General features: G+C 56.5%; 25 protein-coding genes and 1 tRNA gene. 21 read left to right on the top strand and 5 right to left on the bottom strand.

Features of this window, described 5'->3' with window-relative positions:
- Window positions 1-18: 18 nt before the first annotated feature.
- The 18 genes from gnd to Abci_RS06745 all read left to right on the top strand — a co-directional run bounded on the left by gnd (window position 19) and on the right by Abci_RS06745 (window position 17,084).
- A complete protein-coding gene (gnd, locus tag Abci_RS06830; protein ID WP_048838399.1) occupies window positions 19-1,020 on the top strand; it encodes a phosphogluconate dehydrogenase (NAD(+)-dependent, decarboxylating) in 1,002 nt (333 codons plus the stop codon).
- Between the two features lie 121 nt (window positions 1,021-1,141).
- Window positions 1,142-2,005, top strand: a complete 864-nt coding sequence (locus tag Abci_RS06825) for a Cof-type HAD-IIB family hydrolase (protein ID WP_048838398.1) — start codon at window positions 1,142-1,144, stop codon at window positions 2,003-2,005.
- 315 nt (window positions 2,006-2,320) lie between these two features.
- Entirely contained in the window at window positions 2,321-3,061 is a 741-nt protein-coding gene (gene pgl, locus Abci_RS06820) for a 6-phosphogluconolactonase (protein ID WP_048838397.1), read from the top strand.
- A gap of 32 nt (window positions 3,062-3,093) precedes the next feature.
- Window positions 3,094-3,828 (top strand): ribose-5-phosphate isomerase RpiA, encoded by a 735-nt coding sequence (gene rpiA / locus Abci_RS06815; RefSeq protein WP_048838396.1) that lies wholly within the window; start codon window positions 3,094-3,096, stop codon window positions 3,826-3,828.
- Window positions 3,829-4,365, top strand: a complete 537-nt coding sequence (locus Abci_RS06810; protein WP_048838395.1) for a gluconokinase — start codon at window positions 3,829-3,831, stop codon at window positions 4,363-4,365.
- Window positions 4,366-4,623: 258 nt separating this feature from the next.
- Complete coding sequence (locus tag Abci_RS06805) at window positions 4,624-4,851, top strand: hypothetical protein (protein WP_048838394.1); 228 nt, start codon at window positions 4,624-4,626, stop codon at window positions 4,849-4,851.
- A gap of 66 nt (window positions 4,852-4,917) precedes the next feature.
- Entirely contained in the window at window positions 4,918-5,979 is a 1,062-nt protein-coding gene (locus Abci_RS06800) for an ABC transporter substrate-binding protein (protein ID WP_048838393.1), read from the top strand.
- Window positions 5,980-6,080: 101 nt separating this feature from the next.
- On the top strand, window positions 6,081-7,850 hold the full coding sequence (locus Abci_RS06795) for a chloride channel protein (RefSeq protein ID WP_048838392.1): 1,770 nt from the start codon (window positions 6,081-6,083) through the stop codon (window positions 7,848-7,850).
- A gap of 8 nt (window positions 7,851-7,858) precedes the next feature.
- The gene (locus tag Abci_RS06790) at window positions 7,859-8,665 is read left to right on the top strand and encodes a nucleotidyltransferase domain-containing protein (protein WP_048838391.1); all 807 of its coding nucleotides are present in this window, start codon (window positions 7,859-7,861) and stop codon (window positions 8,663-8,665) included.
- 93 nt (window positions 8,666-8,758) lie between these two features.
- Entirely contained in the window at window positions 8,759-9,190 is a 432-nt protein-coding gene (locus tag Abci_RS06785) for a hypothetical protein (protein WP_048838390.1), read from the top strand.
- Between the two features lie 108 nt (window positions 9,191-9,298).
- Window positions 9,299-10,345 (top strand): NAD(P)H-quinone oxidoreductase, encoded by a 1,047-nt coding sequence (locus Abci_RS06780; protein WP_048838554.1) that lies wholly within the window; start codon window positions 9,299-9,301, stop codon window positions 10,343-10,345.
- A gap of 120 nt (window positions 10,346-10,465) precedes the next feature.
- Complete coding sequence (locus Abci_RS06775; protein ID WP_048838389.1) at window positions 10,466-11,149, top strand: YggS family pyridoxal phosphate-dependent enzyme; 684 nt, start codon at window positions 10,466-10,468, stop codon at window positions 11,147-11,149.
- A gap of 97 nt (window positions 11,150-11,246) precedes the next feature.
- Window positions 11,247-13,241, top strand: a complete 1,995-nt coding sequence (locus tag Abci_RS06770) for a potassium transporter Kup (protein ID WP_048838388.1) — start codon at window positions 11,247-11,249, stop codon at window positions 13,239-13,241.
- A complete protein-coding gene (gene hemW, locus Abci_RS06765; RefSeq protein ID WP_048838387.1) occupies window positions 13,238-14,398 on the top strand; it encodes a radical SAM family heme chaperone HemW in 1,161 nt (386 codons plus the stop codon). Before Abci_RS06770 ends, hemW begins: the two co-directional genes overlap by 4 nt.
- Before the next feature lie 178 nt (window positions 14,399-14,576).
- The gene (locus Abci_RS06760) at window positions 14,577-15,686 is read left to right on the top strand and encodes a nucleoside hydrolase (RefSeq protein ID WP_048838386.1); all 1,110 of its coding nucleotides are present in this window, start codon (window positions 14,577-14,579) and stop codon (window positions 15,684-15,686) included.
- A 115-nt stretch (window positions 15,687-15,801) separates the two neighbouring features.
- Complete coding sequence (locus Abci_RS06755; protein ID WP_048838385.1) at window positions 15,802-16,230, top strand: DUF1489 family protein; 429 nt, start codon at window positions 15,802-15,804, stop codon at window positions 16,228-16,230.
- 155 nt (window positions 16,231-16,385) lie between these two features.
- Window positions 16,386-16,586, top strand: coding sequence for a hypothetical protein (locus Abci_RS06750; protein WP_146806776.1), 201 nt, complete (start codon window positions 16,386-16,388; stop codon window positions 16,584-16,586).
- Window positions 16,587-16,652: 66 nt separating this feature from the next.
- Window positions 16,653-17,084, top strand: a complete 432-nt coding sequence (locus Abci_RS06745) for a CHRD domain-containing protein (RefSeq protein WP_052944786.1) — start codon at window positions 16,653-16,655, stop codon at window positions 17,082-17,084.
- A 147-nt stretch (window positions 17,085-17,231) separates the two neighbouring features.
- Here Abci_RS06745 and Abci_RS06740 read toward each other — a convergent pair whose 3' ends face one another.
- The 4 genes from Abci_RS06740 to Abci_RS06725 form a co-directional block, all read right to left on the bottom strand.
- The gene (locus Abci_RS06740) at window positions 17,232-17,609 is read right to left on the bottom strand and encodes a hypothetical protein (protein WP_048838383.1); all 378 of its coding nucleotides are present in this window, start codon (window positions 17,607-17,609) and stop codon (window positions 17,232-17,234) included.
- Window positions 17,610-17,719: 110 nt separating this feature from the next.
- Window positions 17,720-17,938, bottom strand: coding sequence for a hypothetical protein (locus Abci_RS06735; protein ID WP_146806772.1), 219 nt, complete (start codon window positions 17,936-17,938; stop codon window positions 17,720-17,722).
- 50 nt (window positions 17,939-17,988) lie between these two features.
- Complete coding sequence (locus tag Abci_RS06730; protein WP_048838382.1) at window positions 17,989-18,486, bottom strand: GAF domain-containing protein; 498 nt, start codon at window positions 18,484-18,486, stop codon at window positions 17,989-17,991.
- A gap of 24 nt (window positions 18,487-18,510) precedes the next feature.
- On the bottom strand, window positions 18,511-18,981 hold the full coding sequence (locus tag Abci_RS06725) for a hypothetical protein (RefSeq protein WP_052944785.1): 471 nt from the start codon (window positions 18,979-18,981) through the stop codon (window positions 18,511-18,513).
- Window positions 18,982-19,283: 302 nt separating this feature from the next.
- Here Abci_RS06725 and Abci_RS06720 point away from each other — a divergent pair.
- A tRNA-Arg gene (locus tag Abci_RS06720) sits at window positions 19,284-19,360 on the top strand.
- A 125-nt stretch (window positions 19,361-19,485) separates the two neighbouring features.
- On the opposite strand, the gene Abci_RS06715 is transcribed toward Abci_RS06720, so the two are convergent.
- The gene (locus Abci_RS06715) at window positions 19,486-20,565 is read right to left on the bottom strand and encodes an alpha/beta hydrolase (protein WP_052944784.1); all 1,080 of its coding nucleotides are present in this window, start codon (window positions 20,563-20,565) and stop codon (window positions 19,486-19,488) included.
- 135 nt (window positions 20,566-20,700) lie between these two features.
- Between Abci_RS06715 and Abci_RS06710 the strand changes: the two genes are divergently transcribed.
- Both Abci_RS06710 and Abci_RS06705 read left to right on the top strand, forming a co-directional pair.
- Complete coding sequence (locus Abci_RS06710) at window positions 20,701-20,916, top strand: zinc-finger domain-containing protein (RefSeq protein WP_048838381.1); 216 nt, start codon at window positions 20,701-20,703, stop codon at window positions 20,914-20,916.
- A gap of 70 nt (window positions 20,917-20,986) precedes the next feature.
- The gene (locus Abci_RS06705; protein WP_084597560.1) at window positions 20,987-21,541 is read left to right on the top strand and encodes a thioredoxin family protein; all 555 of its coding nucleotides are present in this window, start codon (window positions 20,987-20,989) and stop codon (window positions 21,539-21,541) included.
- Window positions 21,542-21,592: the final 51 nt, after the last annotated feature.

Here is a 21,592-nt window from a genome sequence, read left to right as displayed (position 1 = left end):
GACAAGAAGGATAATAAGATGCAGATCGGCATCGTCGGGCTTGGTAGAATGGGCGGCAATATTGCCGTCCGCCTGACACGACATGGGCACGATGTGGTGGTCTATGACCGCGACAGCGCTGCCGTGACCAAAGTTGTTGAACGCGCAGAGTCTGGCCGCGCAACAGGCGCCACCAGTCTGGCAGACGTTGTTGCCAAACTGTCTGGCCCTAAAAAGATTGTCTGGTCCATGCTGCCTGCGGGCAACATTACGGAAGAAACCGTGATGTCTCTGGCAGGGCTGATGCAGGCTGGTGACATCGTTATTGACGGCGGCAACACCTACTACAAAGACGATATCCGCCGCGCCAAACTTCTGGCTGAAAAAGGCATTGATTACGTTGATGTCGGTACATCAGGCGGGGTCTGGGGGCTGGAGCGCGGCTACTGCATGATGTACGGCGGCACAAAAGCCGCTGCTGAGCATATAGACCCTATTCTGGCGGCTTTGGCCCCCGGCATGGGCGACATTCCCCGTACACCGGGGCGTGACACAGGCAAGGATCTGGACCCCCGTGCGGAGCAGGGCTACCTGTATTGCGGCCCTGCCGGGTCAGGCCATTTTGTTAAAATGGTTCATAACGGCATTGAATACGGCATGATGCAGGCCTTCGCGGAAGGCTTTGACGTGATGTACCGCAAGGACTCCCCTCTGCTGGCAGAAGAAGAACGCTTCTCCCTGAACATGGCGGATATTGCCGAAGTTTGGCGCCGTGGCAGTGTGGTTTCATCCTGGCTGCTGGACCTGACAGCTCAGGCCATGACCAAAAATGGCGACCTGTCCGAGTTTTCGGGGGAAGTTAATGACTCCGGTGAAGGGCGCTGGACCATTGAGGCCGCCATTGAAGAAGCTGTGCCTGTACCCGTCATGACGGCTGCGCTGTTCACACGCTTCCGCTCCCGCTCTGACAACACATATGCTGAAAAAGTGCTCTCCGCCATGCGGTATGGCTTTGGTGGCCACATTGAAAGCAAAGAGTAAACCTTTGGTATAAGGCCACGTTTCATGTAACCTCATGTTACATGAAACATGGGTAGCCTGCCGAATGCAGATGCAAGGCGGCAGGCTACCCCTTACAGATTTTTAGGAGCGTACAGCCCTCATGATGGTTAACGAAAGCGCCACTCTGGCTGCACTCCCGGCTCCAGCTTCAAAAATCAAGCTGGTTGTGTCCGACATGGACGGCACGCTCCTCACCCCCGAAAAACAGGTTACCCACCACACTCTGGCCGCCATTGACGCTCTGCGGCAGGCTGGTGTGCCGGTGTGTCTGGTCAGTAGTCGCCCCGCTTCCGGTATCGAGATGTATCTTGAGGCCACGAAACTGGACACTCCTTACGGTGCCCTGAATGGCGGCAGCATTTTCAACCCCGATCACTCCATACGTTCCCAGCTTAGCCTGACGCCGGATGTGATGCGTGACACGCTGGATATGCTAAAGGTTCATGATATTGACGCCTGGCTGTTCCGCGGTCGGGACTGGCTGATCACGGATATTGGCGAGGCCTATGTTGAGCCAGAGCGCCGCGCCCTGCGGCAGGACCCCACCGTTGTGCCATCCTTTGACAATTACTTGGATGGTGTTGGCAAAATAACAGGATCAACGGCTGACTACGAAGCCCTGACCCGGCAGGAAATGGAAATCGGGGCTTTATTGGACGGGCGCGCCAGCGTTGCACGCTCTGCCCAGTGGTATCTGGACATCACCCCGCTTAATGCCAACAAAGGCTATGCTTTGCGCCAGCTGGCAGATTTTTACGGTATTTCCCCGCAGGAAGTAGCGTGCATTGGGGACATGAATAATGACCTGCCAATGTTCAAGGCTGCCGGACTGACCATTGCCATGGGGCAGGCTGATGCCTCCGTGAAGGCACATGCTCATTTCATTACCAGCACCAATGAGCAGGAAGGCTGGTCCAAGGCTATAGAAACCGTCATTTTACCGCGTGCCACGAGAGCCGACTAATTACGACCTATTCGCCAAACCAGCTTCCCACCAGGCCAAGCTGGACACTGTTATGCTGAACTCTCTCACCCCTTGTTTCTTTCAAGGCTTGCATAGCTTGCCTGCAACAAGGGGTTTTGTTTGCGCGTGTGGTTTCGGCCAGCCAAGCAAACACTCCTCCAGAGCACAACTCTGAGAGAAAGAGGGCTGAGAAAGTGATTTTACGGCACTTTCCCGCCTCTGTTCTGTTGACATCGTACAACCACATGCCAACAAAGGCAGCATGCTGCGCGCTGCCTTGAGCGTTTTGTATGAGAAGAGGGAGACCCCTACACCATGACTGGACATGACACCCGTACAGCAGCAGTCGAGGTATTTGCAGACCGCACCGCCGCAACCCGGCATCTGGCAGACTGGTTGCTGGAGCAGGCACTCAACAAAACCAGCGGTCCCTTTGCGCTTGCCCTGTCAGGTGGCAGTACGCCGCAGGCACTCTACAGCCTGATGGCGACCGAACCGTACATCAGCCGCTTCCCTTGGACCCGGATGCATTTCTTTCTGGGTGATGACCGCTTTTTGCCACATGACCATAAAGACAGTAATTTTGGCATGTTGCAGCGGCTCCTTTTTTCCAAAGCCCCCATACCCGCTGCCAACATTTACCCCATCGCCGGCACAGGCACTGCGGAAGAAGCCGCCCATAGCTATGAAGCCCAACTGAAACAGTTTTATGGGGCTGACCGCTTTGAGGCGGACAAACCTCTGTTTGATGTCAACCTCCTCGGCCTTGGGGCTGATGGGCATACGGCCTCCCTTTTCCCCGGCCAGCCGGTGTTGCAGGAAAAAACGGCATGGGTGGCACCGTGCATTCCCCCGGTCGCACCCTATACACGCATTACGCTCACCTATCCCGCCATTCATGCCAGCAAATATGTGGTGTTTCTGGTGGAAGGCTCTGGCAAAAAAGAGACCGTTGCCAAAGTACGTGCCCAAGACCCATCCTGCCCGGCCAGCCAGATTACCGCTATGGGCGAGGTCCGCTGGCTGCTGGATGCCGCAGCCGCCCCCTCTGCCTGAAACGAACAAAAAGACTTTAAGGAACCAGAACCATGACAGGCCAACCGCTCGACCCAGCCGCTCTGTTCAAACAACAGGCCGCCATACAGGCTGCCACACTGGTAAAAGACGGTATGGCCGTAGGGCTTGGGACGGGTTCCACCGCAACATTTGTGGTGGCTGAGCTGGGCCGCCGCATACGGGAGGAAGGGCTGCGTATCTGCGCAATTCCAACCTCCGATGCCACCGAGGCACAGGCACGGGAGGAAGGCATCCCCCTGACCAGCTTTGGCGAACACCCTGACCTGGATATTGCCATTGATGGTGCAGACGAAATTGAGCCGGGCACACTTAATCTGGTCAAAGGTCGCGGTGGCGCATTGCTGCGTGAGAAGATAGTTGCGGCTGCGGCAAAGCAGTTGGTCATTGTTGCTGATGCCAGCAAATATGTAGAGCATCTGGGTATGCTCTGCCCCGTGCCTGTGGAAGTTGTCCCCTTTGGCTGGGAAAGTGCCGCCACCCGTCTGGCACGTCTGGGCGCTCATGTGGCCCCCCGTAAACACCGGGACGGGTCTTTTTATCTAACAGATGAAAAAAACCTGATCATGGATTGTGTTTTTGGCCCCATAGAAGACCCGGACACCCTGAGCCAGAGCATTTACGGTATTGTTGGGGTTATTGAGCACGGGCTGTTTTTGCACATGGCTACCCAAACCATCACTGCTGGCCCTGAAGGTATAAAAATTCTTGAGCCAGCACGTAAGCAGGCAACACAAGGCGCTCTCTAAATGCAGCCGGGCCAGCCCTCAGTGCAGGATGTGCGGAAAAGCCTTCTGGTTGTGATGGGTGTTTCAGGCAGTGGCAAAACCACCATTGCTCAAGGCTTACACAAAGAGCTTGGCTGGCCTTTTCAGGAAGGGGATGCTTTGCACCCCCAGCACAATGTGCAGAAAATGGCCGCTGGCATACCGCTGACTGATGAAGACCGCTTACCTTGGCTAAATCAGTGCCGCGCATGGCTGGACCAGTGTGCACAGGCGGGTAGCGGGGCAATCCTGACCTGCTCGGCTCTGAAACGCTCTTACCGTGACGTGCTGCGGGCCTCAGGTCTGGACCTCATTTTCATTCATCTCACGACCGACCACAACACTTTGCTCAAGCGCGTAACTGGCAGGTCGGGCCATTATATGCCCGCCAGCCTGCTCCCCAGCCAGATTAACACTCTGGAGCCACCCGAGGCGAATGAGCGGGCGCTTGAAGTTGATGCCACAGCACCAGCGGCGGACGTTATTGCAAAAATACTGAGTAATCTGAAGGCTCTTTAAATACTCTTATGACGCTAAAAATCAGAATCGTGCGCTGACTACACGCCTACGGTCTGCTCCAGCCTGACTGTTAGGTCAAATAGTTCCAATAAAGCGTATGCTGCCACACTCTAACGTGTTCCGGTTGGCAAAACGGCACTCATCACCCGTTTTAGTAATGCGCCCCTGTTGCGGTTGTGCCCCATACCTCCCCATATAAACTAAGCTTGAAGAGAGACCTTATCCTTCTGGAAGGTCGGACGTGAGGAGATAAATCAGATGGGGCATAACTACGCAAAACCGCTGACTTCCGGGCAAAAAATGGAGCGCCTGCTCACCCGTATTCCACCGGCATGGGCTGTTACGCTGGAGCGGCAGGCAGGGACTGGTGCATGGAAAGCTCTGGCACATTCCCCTAAGCAGGAAGGGGCATGGAGTGGCAGCCATCAGGACCCAGCAGACGCACTGGAAGACACATGGCGCCGTAACCGCACGGTTATTGCCTGACGGCCCGTTGCCCAGCCCCTCTCTATATTTTATGCTATACGGCTATAATGTCATGAGGGGCCTGTTATGCGGGTATATTCATCTTTCTGGCTTGGTATCTGTCAACGCGCTGTCACGACACGCAAGGCCAGTCTGGCCCTCGGGTTGGTGGCGGGCCTGAGTGCTGCTCTGGCCAACACCAGCGCCTTTGCCCGCCCGGTAACGGATATGGGCGGAACGGTTGTGCAAGTGCCGGATGCCCCCTCAGCCATTGCCGATTTATGGTTTGCCCATAATGAAAGCCTTGTCATGCTAGGCGCTGCCAGCAAAATAAAGGTTACGGCGGAAAACCCGAAAGATCGCCCATGGCTTTTCAAGATTGCTCCTGCCCTGCTTCAAGCAAAAACAGGTGTACGCCCTAACACGGCAGACCCTGAAGACCTGTTGAACCGTAAGATTGATCTCGTTTTTGTGTCCGATCAGGGGCAGGCAGAAACCCTCCGCCACAAAGGCCTGACCGTGCTGAACGCACATTATGTGACCTGGCCGGATATGCTTCGGTCTCTGGACATGACGGCACAGGCACTGGGCACCCCCTACGCGCGGGACACGGGGGCCCTGTATCGCAAAAGCATGGAAAATACGTTGCAGTTCATTCAAGAGCGTCTGGCTCCGCTTGACGCTGCGCAACGCCCCCGCGTGCTGCATATTGCAAAACTCACCCCTTTGCAGGTGGATGGCACAGACACACTGATTGATAGCTGGATTACCACCGCAGGTGGCCGCAACGCCGCCACTGTAACCGGCAACCATCGCCCCACCACCTTTGAACAAATTGCTGCCTGGAACCCAGATTTCATTATTCTGGACCCATCCAGCGGCGCGCCGGACGCCACATCTCCCCTCCGCACCCTTAAGGCTTTTCAGGACGGCAAATGGGCTGTCAGCCCGCAAGGTGTATTTGCATGGGACCGGTATGGGTTTGAGGAACTGCTCCAGATACAGTGGGCAGCAAAGCAGCTGCACCCCAGCCTTTTTCAGGATGTCAACATGACGCAGAAAGTGCAGGACTTTTATAAAACCTTCTTCAACTACACGCTCAGCGCTGACGATGCGGCGCGTATTCTTGCCGCACAGCCCCCAGCCTAGGCTTTTTTAGGAAAGAATACCTTTGCTCCGGCAGATGGGAACAGGCATGATGGTGTAGTGATGCACCGCGTAGCCTTTCCCATGCCCGTGCCAGCGCGCCCATGACAGGCCTGCTGGAGCATATGCGCACCCACACCACGCCGCCGCGTTTTCTGGCGGCTTTGCGGGCCTTGGTGCGTACCAATAGCCTGTGGCTGATTGCCCTTGCCGCTCTGACAGGCATTCTTGCCGGGTCTGTCGTCAGTATCATGACGAGCACCACTCTTTTTGCCCATCATCTACTCTCCCCCGCAACAGGCCGCTTATCCGGTCTGGCAACTGTGGAGCCTATGCGGGCGCTGCTCGTTCCCTCTTTGGGGGGCCTTCTGCTTGGTCTTTTCAGCTACGCTTTGGTGCGCAGCAAACGCTTCAGGCCCGTTGACCCGGTAGAAGCCAATGCCCTGCATGGAGGCCGTATGTCCCTCCGTGATAGTGCGCTGGTTGCCTGCCAAACCATATTGTCAAACGGGTGCGGCGCGTCTCTGGGGCTTGAAGCCGGGTTTAGTCAGTTAGGGGCAGCACTAGGCTCCCGCATTGGGCGACAATTACGCATGCACCGGGCAGATGTACGGCTGCTTGTGGGCTGCGGAGCCGCTGGAGCCATCGGGGCAGCCTTTGATGCTCCCTTGGCTGGCGCATTCTACGCTTTTGAACTGATTATCGGCACTTATACCCTTACGGCACTTGCCCCCATTGCGTTAGCATCGGTGGTTGCCCTCGGTGTCGTGCATACAACCGGCATGGTGCTGCCGCCTGTGCAGGTTCCTGCGCCAGAGAGCATCCCGCCACTCGCTTTTCTGCCCATTGCCGGGTTGGGTATCGTTACCGCACTGGTTGGCGTTGCGCTCATGAAAGGCGTAACGCTTACGGAACGTATCTTTACAAAAATCCCTTTGCCTGTCTGGTCAAAACCTGCGCTCGGCGGTGTTCTGGTTGGGCTTCTGGCGCTTGTTTCCCCATCCGTTTTGTCTTCCGGGCATATGGCCATGCGGGCCGGGTTACTGAGCACCCCCCCTCTCCTGCTGGCTTTGGGGTTACTGGGGTTGAAGGCTCTGGCCTCTGCTATTTCCATTGGGTCAGGGTTCCGGGGCGGGCTATTTTTTGCCTCCCTGTATCTTGGCGTGCTCACGGGCGCTGTATTTGCCGGTGTGCTGTCCCCGCTCATGGCGTTACCGGTCTCTGTCTGTGCCATAGTGGGCATGTGCGGATTAGCGGTTGCGGTCATTGGTGGGCCTATGACCATGATTTTTCTGGCGCTTGAAACCACCGGCAGCCTTCCCTTGACCAGCGCTGTCATGGTGTCCGCCATTCTGTCTTCCCTGACAGTCCGGCGCACGTTTGGTTATTCCTTCGCCACATGGCGTTTCCATTTACGTGGCGAAAATATTCGGTCTGGCGTTGATGTCGGCTGGATGCGTAACCTGACCGTTGAGCGCATGATGCGCACAGAGGTGCCAACACTCCCCGCGACAACCAATGTGGGAGAAGCACGGGATGCCTACCCCGGTGCAACCCCGCGCTATATTGTGCTGCGGGACGCGCAGCGCCGGTATGTGGGCGTGATAGAAAACGTGTCCCTCCACTCCCGCCGCTATAATGACACCACGCCTGTGGTGGAGCTTGTGCAGGAGGGAGATATTACGTTGCCGCCCTGTACCTCCCTGTCTGTCGCGCTGGATTCCTTTGAACGCACCACACGTCCGGCTTTAGCTGTTGTGAACGAGGACGGTATGGTGATGGGTCTTTTGAGCGAACGATACGTACTGCGCCGTTACGCTGAGGAACTGGAGCGCACCCGCCGCGAACTGGCTGGGGAAAAACACAAAGGCTAAGCGTTTTCATGATTTTAGACCCGATTGCCCCCTCTATCAGAACCGAAATTACGCAGCGGTTGGCAGCGCTGGAACAGCAGGAAAATATTCATATTCTTCTGGCTGTTGAGTCTGGCTCGCGCGCATGGGGCTTCCCTTCGCCAGACAGCGATTACGATATCCGCTTTCTCTACATACGCCCACGCAACTGGTACCTGAAGCTACAGGCCGGGCGGGATGTTGTTGAAACCCCGATTGAAGGGGAGATCGACCTTAATGGCTGGGATATCCGCAAAGCGCTTCTGCTTTTGCTTAAATCCAATGCTGTTATCAGTGAATGGATAGGCTCGCCCATTCGCTACAGGACGGATCATCCGATTATTAGCCGACTGGCCCTGCTGGCTGACGATGTACTGGATGCCCGCGCCCTTGCCCACCATTACGCAAGCCTTGGTCGCAACGCTGCGGAACGCTGGTTGTCTTCTGACGGCCCGGTTCCAGTTAAGAAATATTTCTATGCCCTGCGCCCAGCCCTTGCCATCCGCTGCCTCCGGCTGGCACCCGAGCAGAGACCTCCGATGAACTTGCAGGCATTGATGGCCCACGCAGACCTTTCCGAAAGCCTGAAAAACGACATTAACGGTCTGGTTGCAGCGAAAGCCCGCACACATGAACTGGGCAACACCACCCGCCTGCCTGCGCTCGAGAGCCTGATACGTGATGAACTGTCACGCCCCGGAGAGCTACCCGCCCGCCCCGGTGCCTCCGCAGCCCACCACATGGCACAAAGTGACCAGATTTTCCTTGATCTGGTAGAAAGCTTCCCGCCACTCTAACCCCGGCGTCCTGCTGCTATTGTCTAGGCCAGACTCACACATAACGGTTTTTCTACCCCGCACGTTTTCCGAAACCCTGAAAAAGGAGATGTTATGCACAGTGCAGGCTCTTCCACCGGGCGTCTGATCAGCTTTCCGGGCAGGCCGGTTCTGTCAAGGCAGGATGCCGTGCGGTATCTGGGGGTAAGTGCCACAACCTTCTGGGCTTTGCGCACACTCCGCTGTGCTCCCGCCGCCCGTATGCTGGACGGCCGTCTGGTGTACCGCACGGAAGAGCTGGAGCAGTTTAAAACCAGCCTGATGCGTACCGTAGGGGTGGGCTATAGCAATAGCCCCTACCAACCGACCGCTGAGCGCACAGCCGTCCACCCTTTGCACCCAGCACCACAGGCGGAGGAAGACACATCTGCGCCTGACCCCCTGATGCAGCTTCTGGCCCGGGCTACCATCCGCCATCGCATGATTTTGCTGACCTTCTGGAGCATGATTCTGACTGGCGGACTCTGTACACTTATTCTGTTTTAAAGCTCAGGGCTCCAAGGCCTATCCAAGACGTGAAGCCGCACACTCTTTTGGTTTGAAACAAAATGCGGCTTGATGCGCTTGCCTGCTTACACAGCACAAGAGCACATCATGACCCCTGCGTCCGCCCACCCAGTTCCCTCCACATTACAGGCCGTATGCTTTGATGCGCCGGGTGGGCCAGACGTGCTGCACCTTGCCACTCTCCCCATCCCGCAACCGGGCCGGGGTGAAGTACTGGTGCGGGTTATGGCCGCAGGGGTGAACAGACCCGACCTTATGCAACGGCAGGGCCTCTACCCGCCACCACCCGGTGCCAACCCCCGGCTAGGGCTGGAGATTGCTGGCGAAGTTGCCGCCTGTGGTGCACCGCTCGCAGGCCAGACCATGCCAGCCATAGGAAGCCGCGTGTGCGCCCTGGCCAATGGCGGTGGCTATGCGGAATACTGCCTTGTGCCCGCAGGCCAGTGCCTGCCATGGCCAAAAGACTTTACGGCCGTGCAGGCAGCCGCCCTGCCGGAAACCTATTTTACCGTCTGGTCCAACCTGTTCATGCCCAACCTGCCTGCCACTGGCAGTAGGGTGCTGATACATGGCGGGGCAAGTGGCATAGGCACAACCGCCATCCAGCTTGTCAAAGCCTTTGGCGGTCAGGCTTTTGTCACCGCAGGCAGTGCTGAAAAATGTGCCCTGTGCACACAGCTCGGGGCCAAAGCCATCAACTACCGCGAAGAAGATTTTGCCGAACAGATTAAAACCCTGACCGACGGGAAAGGGGTGAACTTTATTCTCGACATGATTGGCGGTGCTTATCTTGAGCGAAACCTCAAGAGCCTTTCGCAGGACGGACGACTGGTCATCATCGCCTTACAAGGTGGCGCAAAGGCGGAAAAAGCCGATCTGGCACGCATTATGACCAGACGCCTGATTGTAACTGGCAGTACCCTCCGTGCACGGGATGCCACCGCCAAGACCCTGATTGCGCGGCAGTTGCAGGAGCACGTCTGGCCTCTGCTCGCCGCAGGGCAAATCCGCCCGCTTATCCATGCAACATATCCTCTGGCCGATGCCGCGGCGGCGCATCAGGCGCTGGAGGAGGGTAACCATAGCGGCAAAATTGTTCTCATCACCCCGTATGGCGCATCTGCACAGGGCTGAAGTCTGCCTCTGCGCAAGCAGGGTGCCTTTCAGGCGTAATATGAGCTAGAGTATCACAGACACCACACCGCCCCAGCGCGGTGTGCCTGTATTCATGAATGTGAGAAGCTCTGTAATTTTATGGTCACTCCCCTCCTTCTGGCAGACAGACTCGCGCATGTGCGCGCCCAGATTGATACCGCTGCCCATGCCGCAGCCAGAGACCCCGCTGAAATTACATTGGTGGCCGTCTCCAAATTCCACCCGGCCACCAGCGTGCAGGAGGCCATACAGGCTGGCCAGCGCGTATTTGGTGAAAACAGGGTGCAGGAAGCTGCTGCCAAATTCCCCGCGCTGCGGGCGACCCACCCGGATATTCGCTTGCACCTGATTGGTGGCCTGCAAACCAACAAGGCGCGAGACGCCGTGCGGCTTGCAGACATGATTGAAAGCCTTGACCGCCCTGCCCTTTCAGACGCACTGGCCAAGGCAGCGGACATGGAAGGGCGGATGCCTGACCTGTTGATAGAAGTGAATACGGGTGACGAACCCCAAAAGTTTGGTGTACCGCGCGAGCAGGCAGATGCCTTTATCCGCGCCAGCCGCGCCCGGTTTGGGGACCGCCTGAAAGGGCTGATGTGTATTCCACCGGCAGAGCAGAACCCTGTGCCCCACTTCCAGCTTTTGCGGAGCATGGCGCAGGTTCATGGGCTTTCTGTGCTGTCCATGGGCATGTCAGCTGACTATCCACAAGCCATTGCTCAGGGCGCTACACTGGTACGTGTCGGGACCGCCATTTTTGGCCCCCGCCCTGCCACAGCCTGACAAGGGCGCTTAATCATGACTTGCGCCACCCTCTGTCCCGGCCTTATTGAGGCCGCCGGAAACCTCTTTCCCTGTGCATTGTGGAGCCTGAACTGACATGACCGATCAAGCCAGCACATCTCCCGATGCGCACAAGCCTGATGCAACCGCTGCGGGCGCAGCCGGGGCCACGGGGTCGCACAACCCGCGCCATATTACGGACTTTGATGCCGACCAACCCCAGCATACTGCCGCACCCGTAGGGTTTGCAGCACTGCTGGGTGTTCTGGGTGTTGTTTATGGGGATATCGGGACCAGCCCGCTTTATGCCTTCCGCTCTACGGTTGAGGTCATCTCCGGCCATCACTCAGTAGAACCGTGGGAGATCATGGGGGTTGCAAGCCTGATCTTCTGGACTCTCATTCTGGTTGTGACCGTCAAGTACGTGCTGCTGATCATGCGCGCTGACCATAATGGAGAGGGCGGCATTCTTGCCATTACCTCTCTGGCTCAGCGCGTAGCCTCCAGCCCTAAAACGCGCATAGGCCTCGGCCTTGTGGGTATTGTGGGGGCTTGCCTGTTTTTTGGGGACGGAATTATTACCCCGGCTATCTCTGTGCTGTCCGCCATTGAAGGGGTGGAGGTGACCGTCCCGGCAGCGCATGACTTTGTTATTCCCGTTGCCATTCTGGTTATCATCAGCCTGTTCAGCGTACAGTGGGTGGGTACAGGGCGTGTTGGGACCATTTTTGGCCCGGTCATGCTGCTCTGGTTTGGCACATTGGGGGTTATGGGGCTTTTGGAAGTGCTCCATCACCCTGCCATTCTTATGGCGCTCTCTCCCACCTATGCGCTGGAATTCGTGTTCTACCACGGCAAACTGTCGTTTTTGGCGTTAGGTTCAGTGGTACTGTGCGTCACCGGGGCAGAAGCGCTTTATGCTGACATGGGGCACTTTGGCCGCGCGCCTATTCGGTATGCGTGGCTGTTTTTTGTGCTGCCTATGCTGGTGCTCAACTATTTCGGTCAGGCCGCTCTGGTCATTGCAGACCCCAAGGCGCTCGCCAATCCGTTCTTTCTGCTCTGCCCGCACTGGATGCAGGTGCCTATGGTTGTGCTTTCAACCCTTGCTACCGTCATTGCCAGTCAGGCCGGTATTTCTGGCGGGTTTTCCATCTGCCGTCAGCTTATCCAGCTTGGTTACATGCCGCGCCTGCGCATTACCCACACCAATGCGGATGAAGAAGGGCAGATCTATCTGCCAGACTTCAACCGCTTTCTGGCCGTAGGGGCCGTACTGCTGGTAGTTGCCTTCCGCAGTTCCGATGCCTTGGCGTCCGCCTACGGTATTGCTGTAACCGGCACCTTCATCTGCACCTCCATTTTGGCCATTGTGGTGTTCCGTCACCACTTCAAATGGTCAACCACCAAGGTGGCTGCGGTGTTTGGCAGCTTCTTCCTGCTGGATCTGATCTTCTTTTCAGCCAACGCCCTGAAAATACCGGATGGCGGCTGGGTACCGGTTCTGCTGGGCTGTGTGCTGACCCTGATGATGACCACCTGGAAAAAAGGCCGTGGCCTGATTGTGGGCCGCCAGCGGCAGGACAGCCTGCCAATGGGGTCTTTCATTGCCCGTCTGCCACAGTCTCGTATCATCCGTGTGCCCGGCATGGCCGTGTTCATGACCGGTACGCCAGACTTTGTGCCGCCGTGCCTGTTGCACAACTTGCGCCATAACAAGATCCTGCATGACCATGTTCTGTTCGTAACCGTGCAGAACCTTGATCAGCCTGAAGCTGACCGTGGGCACCGTGTGTCCGTTGAAGAACTGGCTCCCAACATCTACCGCATCATCCTGCGCTACGGCTTTATGGAAATGCCCAACATCCCCCGCGCACTGGAAGACCTGAAAGCCAACGGCGTGGATTTTGATGCGCTGCAAGCGTCCTATTTTACATCCCGTGAACTGATCACCCGCTCTTCTGTGCCGCGCCTGTCACACTGGCGGATGTCCCTGTTCCTGTTCATGGCGCGTAACTCGACCTCCAGCATGGAGTTCTTCCGCATCCCGCCAGACCGCGTGGTGCAGTTGGGCGTGAAGGTGGCAATCTGACCCAGCCTACCGAGCCTCTGGCGCTTTACATTCACTGGCCTTTTTGTCTGGCCAAATGCCCGTACTGTGATTTCAACTCCCACGTACGGGCTCAAATCCCTGAAGCACGTTTTGCCCGTGCCCTTCGGACAGAACTTGCCCATGATGCTGCGCGTCTGGGCCGCCGTAAGCTGGGATCGATCTTCTTTGGGGGAGGCACACCCTCCCTCATGACCCCAGAAAGTGTGGCCGCTCTTATTGAAGACGCGACCTCCCTGTTCGAGCCGCTGCCAGATCTGGAAATAACGCTGGAGGCCAACCCCACCAGTGTTGAAGCCGGGCGGTTAGCAGGCTTCCGGCAGGCGGGTGTCAACCGGGTGTCACTGGGTATTCAGGCCCTTGATGATGCCGCCCTGAAATTTCTGGGGCGCGAACATTCTGCCCCACAGGCGCTGGCAGCCCTTGAAACTGCCCGTAAGCTCTTTCCACGCATTACGTTTGACCTGATTTACGCTAGGCCGGGCCAATCCTTGACAGACTGGCGGCAGGAGCTGGACACCGCACTGCGTCTGGTGGCGGACCATGTGTCCCTCTACCAGTTGACCATTGAACCCGGTACCAAGTTTGAGGCGCTCTACCGCACAGGGACCTTCACCCTGCCCGACGAGGAGGAAGCAGCAGCCCTGTATGAGGAAACCGCCGAGATTACCGCACGCCACGGGCTGGCGGATTATGAGGTCTCAAACTACGCCCGACCGGGGAGTGAGAGCCGCCATAACCTGACATACTGGCGTTACGGAGATTATCTGGGCCTTGGCCCCGGTGCTCATGGCCGCGTGACAGAGGGCGATGCCCTTTTTGCCACGCGCCGCCACCGTGCACCTGAACCCTGGGCCGACCTAGTGGAACGCACGGGTACCGGCCAGACATCACAGGACAGGCTGGACCCGCAGGAACGCGCCCGTGAAATGCTGCTTATGGGATTACGGGTGAAGGAAGGGATCTCCCTGCCTCGTTTTGTCGCCCGCACCGGCCTGACACTGGAACAGGCGACTGACGCCACCATTCTGCAAGCCGCGCTGGAAGAAAATTATCTGCACCGCACAGCAACAACGCTGTCTGCCACCCCTGAAGGCCGCCTGCGCCTTGAGGCTTTGCTGCACGCGCTGGTGGTATAAAACAAGGTCGCCCATAGCCACCTTGAAGCTTTCCTAAAAAAGTTGGCCTGTTTTTTACAGGCCACAGACATAAAGCTCTTTTTTTGGCCTTAAAGCCTTCTCTATACTGCTGCAACCGCCCATCAGGCCTTGGCTGATACCAGCCTGCGGGGATTTTTCTGAGTTCGAGGCTTTCCCCATGCATCCATCCACCCTGTCCCGCTTTACCCGCCTTGGTCTGACCGCAGCCTGCACTCTGGTGCTTGCATGGAGCCTGACAGCTCAGCCCGCACGGGCAGAAGGTACGCAGGAACCAACCCTGATTATTGAGGATAATGATTTTCTAGGGCCGGGTGGGTCTGACATTCAGTCCACCATTCCTCTTCTGGCTGACCCGCACGTCAAGGTCCTGGGCTTTACCGTAACAACAGGCGATGACTGGGAGAACGCCGAGTCAGCGCATCTGCGCCGCTTTCTGGAAATCGCCAACAGAGCGGATATTCCTGTCTCTGACGGCGCGGTCTATCCGTTGCTCAACACCGTGGCGTTAATGCGCCTGCATGAGCAGGAGTTTGGCCGTATTCCATGGAAAGGCGCATGGGGCGGGCTGGGTGATAGTGCAAAAGCCTCTGAAGTCCAGCCTGCCCTCCCCAAGCTGGCAGAAGGCCTGCCCAGCACTGCGGCCTCGCCTGAAAATGCGGCTCTTTTCATGATCCGGGCCGTGCACCAGCACCCCCATCAGGTCACCATTCTGGCGGCTGGCCCCCTTACCAATTTGGCGCTGGCCATACGGCTTGACCCCACTTTTGCCGCTACAGCCAAGCAACTGGTCTTTATGGGCGGTCTGTTGGATACGGACCTGATGTCCGTAACCGGCAACGCGAACTTTGCCTCAGACTTCAACATGATTTTTGACCCGGAAGCCGCCCATATTACCCTGACCGCACCATGGCCCGCCATTACCGTTGTGGGCAATATTTCCAATGATATTGCCATGAGCAAAGAGTACATGGCCCGCATTGCCAAGAAAAACACGCCTGTGACGGCCTATCTCAGCAAATACTATTCCCCGTTGCCCATGTGGGATGAGTTGACGGCCGCCATTGCGGCTGACCCATCCCTCGTACAACACTCCGTAAAAGCGTATATGGATATTGATACCAGCCAAGGGAGCCACTATGGCCATGCCCGCGTCTGGGCCAAAGACATGGCCCCCCGCAGCCAGCATGTCAGAGAGGTCACGCTGGTGCAGAAGGTTGATGTGCAGCGTTTCCTGAACAATTTTGTGCAGCAGGCGCAGTCTCTCTAACGTCTGCCTTGCTCTGAAAAAGCGGGACGCTTGCAGGCACACGCCTCCCCGTTTTTTCAGAAACACCTTACAAAACACTGTAGGCGTTGTGCCCATTTTGTTCTAATCTGGGGGTATGCTTAATCTCATCAAGCTGGTTGTTGGCGTCTCCTCTCTGGAAGAACTGGCCGAACGCCAGAAATCCGCCCAGAACTGCCGTATGCACCCTGAGTATGGCGCGCTACCGGTTGTGCATACGCGCTCCTTCCCCAAACGAAGTGATGAGATACTGGCGGGTGGTTCCCTGTACCGTGTGATCAGCGGCCTTATTCTCTGCCGTCAGCGGGTACTGGATATCCAGACCGAAACCCGCCCCGATGGCACCCAAGGCACCCTGATCCTGCTAGAGCCAAAAATCATTCGGGTTGAGCCCAGAGCCTTACGGCCTTTTCAGGGCTGGCGGTATCTGGAAGCCAAGGATGCCCCGCCTGACCTGGAAAGCGGGAGCACCCACGCGGCACTGCCGCCCGCTTTGCAAAAAGAACTTACTTTACTAGGACTTTAAGAGTTTCAGGCTGGCAAAGCGCGTGCCGAATTTCAAGAAAACGTCACACCTATTTTGCACTGCGCTTGTATAACCTTGTGCTCAGGCATTCTCTGGTCTGCTTACCCTTACCGTGCAGGCAACATCAGTCTGCTTCGTTTTATGGCAGTTTATGCATGAGCAATCCGATGGCTTTTTCATCTCGTCCGTCTCATTCCGCACAACAGGTCCCTGCCATGCAGGATGGCGCAACGGAGCGGTGGCTTAAAACCATTCGCCAGAAAATGGAAAATGCCTCAACACAACCGCGTGTACATTTTCAACGCAGCCCCCGGCGGCCTGTGGATGAAGAAGGGACCTTGAGGGATTTTGAATAAAAACTGCCTTGCTCCTGACACCATCTCTCCATACCGTTTGGTAAAGGTAGAGAGTGGAGCAAAAGCATGAGATCTTATTATTCCAGCTTTTTAAAAACTGTTTTGACCGCTGCTTGCATCACAGCGCTGGCCACTTCTGCCCACGCAGAACGGAGTGAACATTATAGCGGCACATTCGCGCCTGAACGCAATGCGCCCACAAAAGCCAGCGGCAAAGTCGATACACTCTTTTATCCGGCGGCTCATGTTCTACGCTACACCGCGAGCTGGAAAGACCTGAGCGGCCCGATGAAAGTTGCTCATTTTCATGGCCCTGCAGCCGAGAACAAGAAAGCGGTTCCATTTGCAACGGTGCATCAGACAACACCAACCAGCATGAGCGGTAGCCTGCTCCTCACGCCTCAGCAGGAGGAAATGCTGCGCAATGGCAAGGTGTACCTCAACCTGCAAACCCCAGCTTACCCCAATGGAGAAGTCAAAGCGCAACTAACCCAGTAGAGGCTGACTTTGCGCCGCCATCTCCCTAACGCCTCTTAGGTCTAAGCTGGAATTTTTTAGAAAATAGCACTCTGCCAAGCGTATCAGGCGCCTTCCTTTTACCAGAAGACGCCTGATGGTCCGTTCAGCACTTTTCACACTATAAAATTAGAAGTGCGTGTCCTGCTGCCCTGTAGCGGATGGTGTACCTGCGGCAGGTGCCGGGGTGCCGGATGTCATTTTGCCCGGCTGCGTAGAGTGTTCCACGTCATAAGCGGTGGCTTTCTCCTGATAGGTGCCTTTGGCGCCAGGATGTTCCTGATCGTACAGGGCGGCCTTTTGTTTGGCTTCCTTACGATACTCATGACGACGATACATACCAGTGACACACCCACCCACGGCTCCCAACACGCCATGCTTCACCAGGTGGCCACCAACGGCACCAGCCGCACCATATTTTATGCAACCACCGGGTTCGGCCTGTGCCACGGTGCCTGTTGTCAGCGCAACAACAGCCGCTGCTGCAAGCAATGTGATTTGACGCATAGTTTTTAAAATCCTTTTTAAACACACGCATGAAATCCGTGTGCTTCGTTCTTGATAGCCTTATCTTATGGCAAGACTATGCCCCGGTCTGCATAGAAATACGGGAAAGATTAGCAACGCCTTTTGTCATGCGGGCGGGCACCGTATTCGCTTGTGCTGGTGCCAGCCAACCCGCCACTCCCGTTAGGCCCGGTCATACCCGGCCCCTGTGCCATACCACCATGGGGGTGTGGTCCCTCACAATGTGGGCCCGGATTATGCCAACCACACCCTGCTGCACTCAGGGTTAAAAGCAAACAGACTGTGCCGAAAATTTTTTGTAAACGCATGATGCCTCCCGGATGCCCGACTTGACTGTAACTCAGCAGTCTAGGTGCCCCTAAAACGCCAGAGGCAAAGGCACGTTGCCTGCACGCACAGCTTTGACAACACAGGCTGCCACGGCCTCAAGGAGCGCCTGCTCCTCTACTCCAAAACGCGCCTTAACAGGGCTGTCTATATCCAAAACGCCCAGCAGCAGGTCATCCACGATCAGAGGTACAACAATCTCAGAGGCAGAGGCGGCATCGCACGCAATATGACCGGGGAAACTATGCACATCTGCCACGCATTGCGTTGTCCGGCTTTGAGCAGCCGTACCACATACCCCCTTGCCTAACGGAATACGGGTGCAGGCTACCCGCCCTTGAAAAGGGCCAAGCACAAGCTGCCCTTGCCGGAACAGGTAAAACCCAGCCCAGTTGACCTGTGGCAATGCTTCAAAAACCAGCGCTGCCACGTTAGCCAAAGTGGCTATCAGGTCCGTCTCGCTCTCCGTCACGCCCTGCACGGCGGACAACAGATCCTGCGGAGTCAAATTCTGGGCTGGTGCACTCATAAAAACGGCCTTCCTGAGAAATTATCAGCGGCTTTTCAGCAAGTCCGGCCCGCGCAATGCAGACCGGCTGCATACGGCAGACTGAAGATTAGGTTTGAGCGTGGTAATATCAAACATGGCATGATGGTCCAGCATCAACCGGCCAACCCCACCCCACGCATAAGCCGGGTCCGTACTCACGCCATCCCGTGCTGCAAGTTTGCGGCCCAGAGAGCGTACGGTAGTGTCCCTTACCAGTTTATGCTTATAACAATATGCCATCAGGCCTGCCACATTGGCGGGGGACGCGTGTTCAACGGTGGGAATACCATCGTAATCCAGAACACCCGGCGCAACATTCACCGCCGTCATCGGCGGTGGTACTGCTGGCACTTTCAACACCGGACCATGAAACGGCGTTTGCGCCATAGCGGCCCCTGCGGTGCCCAGCATGGCCACACACCCTGAGAACGCCAAGGTTGCTACCAGTTTAAATGCTGATCGGTTTCCAGACATGTCTTGCACTCCTACACTTCATTCCGGTCCAGCATAGGAACAGTTTACCCCTGCCAGCAAGGGCTCGCACCCCATAGCAGCCTTTCAGGCAGGCTGCGCGACCAGTGCGCTGCGGGATCTTGTTTATGGTGTTTTATCTCCCTCTCGGCTGTGCCGCGTTTGGCGCAACATCCGTTGAACTGTGCATGGCTTGGAATAGACGCCAGCCGCATAATACCACTCATCCGTTTGGGGGCTTTCTTGCTGGAGCGGTATTTTAGCCCCTTGGCAGCCCGCCGCCTTTGCGCTAGGGAGAGGCCAATGGACCCGTAGCTCAGCTGGATAGAGCGTCGCCCTCCGAAGGCGAAGGTCGAAGGTTCGAATCCTTTCGGGTCCACCAGCCATAAATTAATGTCGCTTAGGCACTTAGAAGGCCGTGTAAAGACACCTTGTCCCATACACGAATTGGTCGTTCAGCAATAAATTGACCCCGACTATTTTGGAGCCAATAACGCGTAGGGCCAATTATCTTTTCACAAGATTTTCAAGCCCTGCTGGCAAGAGAGGCAAAACGCCACTTTTCCCCGCCCCCAAGCGCCCTTCCTGCTGTGAGAACCACACGCCCGCTGCGCTATCACCGCCGGAGGGTAGCCACGTTTGAGGGGCGGAAATCCAACTGACAATATCCTGCATGACCAATGCCCCCTGTCGGTCGCGCAGTAAAAGATGGTGTCCCCCTGTTATCAGGTCCTGCCGGACCGTCAGGTGCATCTGCCGCATTGTCTGCCAGACTTTAGCTATGGCAGACGCAGGAACAAGCTGGTCCTTATCTCCATAAACACAAAGGACCGGCCCGCGCACAGAAGGCGTGCTGGCTGCCGCCTCTTTCATTAATTCGACCAAGCCCGCCAGTGCTTTCCAACGCGTTGCATGGAGGGTCAGCGGGTCATAATAAAGCCGGATAAGCGCTGCCATGTTGTCAGTAGCCACAACATGCACGGGCACACTCTGCTGAGGAACAAGTGCGTAAGGGGCTAAGCTCTTCATAAGCTGTAAGGGGATGCTTGCTTCAACCCCCACATCCCAGACGGCTGGCGCTAGCAAAATGGTCCCTGCTGTCTGTGGTGCATCGGGCTGGGCCATCATGACCATCAGAAGCGCGCCACCCATACTTTCCCCCACCGTATAAAGGGGCATGTCCGGGTTTTCGCGTTGTAGTTGGGCTATAAGCTCCTTGATATCCGCCACCATGCGTCTGGTGCCTGCCCAGTCACTACGGTCTGGGGCTTGCCCGAAGCCACATTGGTCTGGGGCCACTACGGTCATGCCATGCTCTGCAAAAAAGGGAGCAGACACCTCCCACGCATCGCGGCTGTCATTAAAACCGTGAAGGGCCAATACTATGGCGTGCGGTGTGTTGGGGGCAGGCCATATGCGTGCAGGGAGCATTACGCCGTCTGACAACTTGAAAGAGCGCTGCGGGGGCGTCAGGCGGGCAGCATTTTGCCAGCGCTTTGGCGGGTGTGGTGCTGGTGGCAGTGTAGTTGAACATGCCGCCAAAGCCAGAAGACCAGCAAGAGCCACCACGGTCTGTTTTACACGCATAACGCACACCTGCTCACGCTTATGGGATGATGAGAGCAATGGAAACCAAGGCTTTTGGCCGCTATCATGCCCGATAATTCAAAACCAGAGCCGGTTTTGCCGCCCTTCCCTGCTTTGTCAAACAGGATCTCCACCATGAGCCAGCACCTCACACATCCTACCCCATGCCCCAAGCTAGGCCATGTGGAAACAATTGTGGTGGATAGCGCCAAAGTCGCGTGTGATGGAGGGCTTGGCCCCCTTGGGCACCCTCGCGTCTGGCTGAAAATTGCAGGGCATCAGGCCGTTTGCCCTTACTGCTCACGTCTGTTCGTGCTTAATCCGGACACCGCGCAAAATAACGATCATTAATCTGTATTTATTATTTTATATCCGATATGATAAGGGAATTATCTATACACCCAATGTAACGGATCAGCTCATGACACTTTCCGCTTTTCTCCGCTTTTCCAAACATTCCGCGCCATCTGCCAAAAAAGGCCTGTTTGCCGCAGCACTGTTGTCCTGCACTTTTGCCGCACCTCTTCTTGCCCATGCACAAACACCAGTGCCGCAAGTGGGTACGCTAAACGTCAAAGCTGTGGCTCAGCCCTACGACACACCGGATGCCGCGCCAAAAACGGTGGAAGAAGCCTTTGCAACAGCACGCAAGACAGGCCGTAAGGTCTTACTAGACTTTGGTGCCAACTGGTGCCCGGATTGCCGCGTGCTCTCTGGTGTGCTGGATGACCCGGCCATTGCTCCATGGGTGCAGGAAAACTTTGTTGTGGCCTCCATCAACGTGGATCACTTCAACCACAATATGGACATTGCCAAAAAATACGGCATCACCATCAAAGCCATCCCGGTTGCTCTGGTGGTAACGCCCGATGGCAAAGTACTGAACCCGGATGCCACGCTGGAACTGGGCAATGCCCGCACCATGTCCGCTCAGGCCGTAGTGGACAAGCTGAACGAGTGGCTGAAGCGGTCCTGAATTTTAAAGAATAAACCTGCTAACCCGCCCGGGAGCTTGCAAACTATTGCG

Source organism: Acetobacter cibinongensis (assembly GCF_000963925.1).
GTDB lineage: Bacteria > Pseudomonadota > Alphaproteobacteria > Acetobacterales > Acetobacteraceae > Acetobacter > Acetobacter cibinongensis.
Note: the sequence above shows the minus strand (reverse complement) of the source record. Positions and strands in the feature narration are given on the sequence as shown.

What these genes read in the sequence shown, in the direction of transcription:
- gnd (WP_048838399.1), top strand. Translation starts at nt 19, where the DNA reads ATGCAGATCGGCATCGTCGGGCTTGGTAGAATGGGCGGCAATATTGCC.
- Abci_RS06825 (WP_048838398.1), top strand. Translation starts at nt 1,142, where the DNA reads ATGATGGTTAACGAAAGCGCCACTCTGGCTGCACTCCCGGCTCCAGCT.
- pgl (WP_048838397.1), top strand. Translation starts at nt 2,321, where the DNA reads ATGACTGGACATGACACCCGTACAGCAGCAGTCGAGGTATTTGCAGAC.
- rpiA (WP_048838396.1), top strand. Translation starts at nt 3,094, where the DNA reads ATGACAGGCCAACCGCTCGACCCAGCCGCTCTGTTCAAACAACAGGCC.
- Abci_RS06810 (WP_048838395.1), top strand. Translation starts at nt 3,829, where the DNA reads ATGCAGCCGGGCCAGCCCTCAGTGCAGGATGTGCGGAAAAGCCTTCTG.
- Abci_RS06805 (WP_048838394.1), top strand. Translation starts at nt 4,624, where the DNA reads ATGGGGCATAACTACGCAAAACCGCTGACTTCCGGGCAAAAAATGGAG.
- Abci_RS06800 (WP_048838393.1), top strand. Translation starts at nt 4,918, where the DNA reads ATGCGGGTATATTCATCTTTCTGGCTTGGTATCTGTCAACGCGCTGTC.
- Abci_RS06795 (WP_048838392.1), top strand. Translation starts at nt 6,081, where the DNA reads ATGACAGGCCTGCTGGAGCATATGCGCACCCACACCACGCCGCCGCGT.
- Abci_RS06790 (WP_048838391.1), top strand. Translation starts at nt 7,859, where the DNA reads ATGATTTTAGACCCGATTGCCCCCTCTATCAGAACCGAAATTACGCAG.
- Abci_RS06785 (WP_048838390.1), top strand. Translation starts at nt 8,759, where the DNA reads ATGCACAGTGCAGGCTCTTCCACCGGGCGTCTGATCAGCTTTCCGGGC.
- Abci_RS06780 (WP_048838554.1), top strand. Translation starts at nt 9,299, where the DNA reads ATGACCCCTGCGTCCGCCCACCCAGTTCCCTCCACATTACAGGCCGTA.
- Abci_RS06775 (WP_048838389.1), top strand. Translation starts at nt 10,466, where the DNA reads ATGGTCACTCCCCTCCTTCTGGCAGACAGACTCGCGCATGTGCGCGCC.
- Abci_RS06770 (WP_048838388.1), top strand. Translation starts at nt 11,247, where the DNA reads ATGACCGATCAAGCCAGCACATCTCCCGATGCGCACAAGCCTGATGCA.
- Abci_RS06760 (WP_048838386.1), top strand. Translation starts at nt 14,577, where the DNA reads ATGCATCCATCCACCCTGTCCCGCTTTACCCGCCTTGGTCTGACCGCA.
- Abci_RS06755 (WP_048838385.1), top strand. Translation starts at nt 15,802, where the DNA reads ATGCTTAATCTCATCAAGCTGGTTGTTGGCGTCTCCTCTCTGGAAGAA.
- Abci_RS06750 (WP_146806776.1), top strand. Translation starts at nt 16,386, where the DNA reads ATGAGCAATCCGATGGCTTTTTCATCTCGTCCGTCTCATTCCGCACAA.
- Abci_RS06745 (WP_052944786.1), top strand. Translation starts at nt 16,653, where the DNA reads ATGAGATCTTATTATTCCAGCTTTTTAAAAACTGTTTTGACCGCTGCT.
- Abci_RS06740 (WP_048838383.1), bottom strand. Translation starts at nt 17,609, where the DNA reads ATGCGTCAAATCACATTGCTTGCAGCAGCGGCTGTTGTTGCGCTGACA.
- Abci_RS06735 (WP_146806772.1), bottom strand. Translation starts at nt 17,938, where the DNA reads ATGCGTTTACAAAAAATTTTCGGCACAGTCTGTTTGCTTTTAACCCTG.
- Abci_RS06730 (WP_048838382.1), bottom strand. Translation starts at nt 18,486, where the DNA reads ATGAGTGCACCAGCCCAGAATTTGACTCCGCAGGATCTGTTGTCCGCC.
- Abci_RS06725 (WP_052944785.1), bottom strand. Translation starts at nt 18,981, where the DNA reads ATGTCTGGAAACCGATCAGCATTTAAACTGGTAGCAACCTTGGCGTTC.
- Abci_RS06715 (WP_052944784.1), bottom strand. Translation starts at nt 20,565, where the DNA reads ATGCGTGTAAAACAGACCGTGGTGGCTCTTGCTGGTCTTCTGGCTTTG.
- Abci_RS06710 (WP_048838381.1), top strand. Translation starts at nt 20,701, where the DNA reads ATGAGCCAGCACCTCACACATCCTACCCCATGCCCCAAGCTAGGCCAT.
- Abci_RS06705 (WP_084597560.1), top strand. Translation starts at nt 20,987, where the DNA reads ATGACACTTTCCGCTTTTCTCCGCTTTTCCAAACATTCCGCGCCATCT.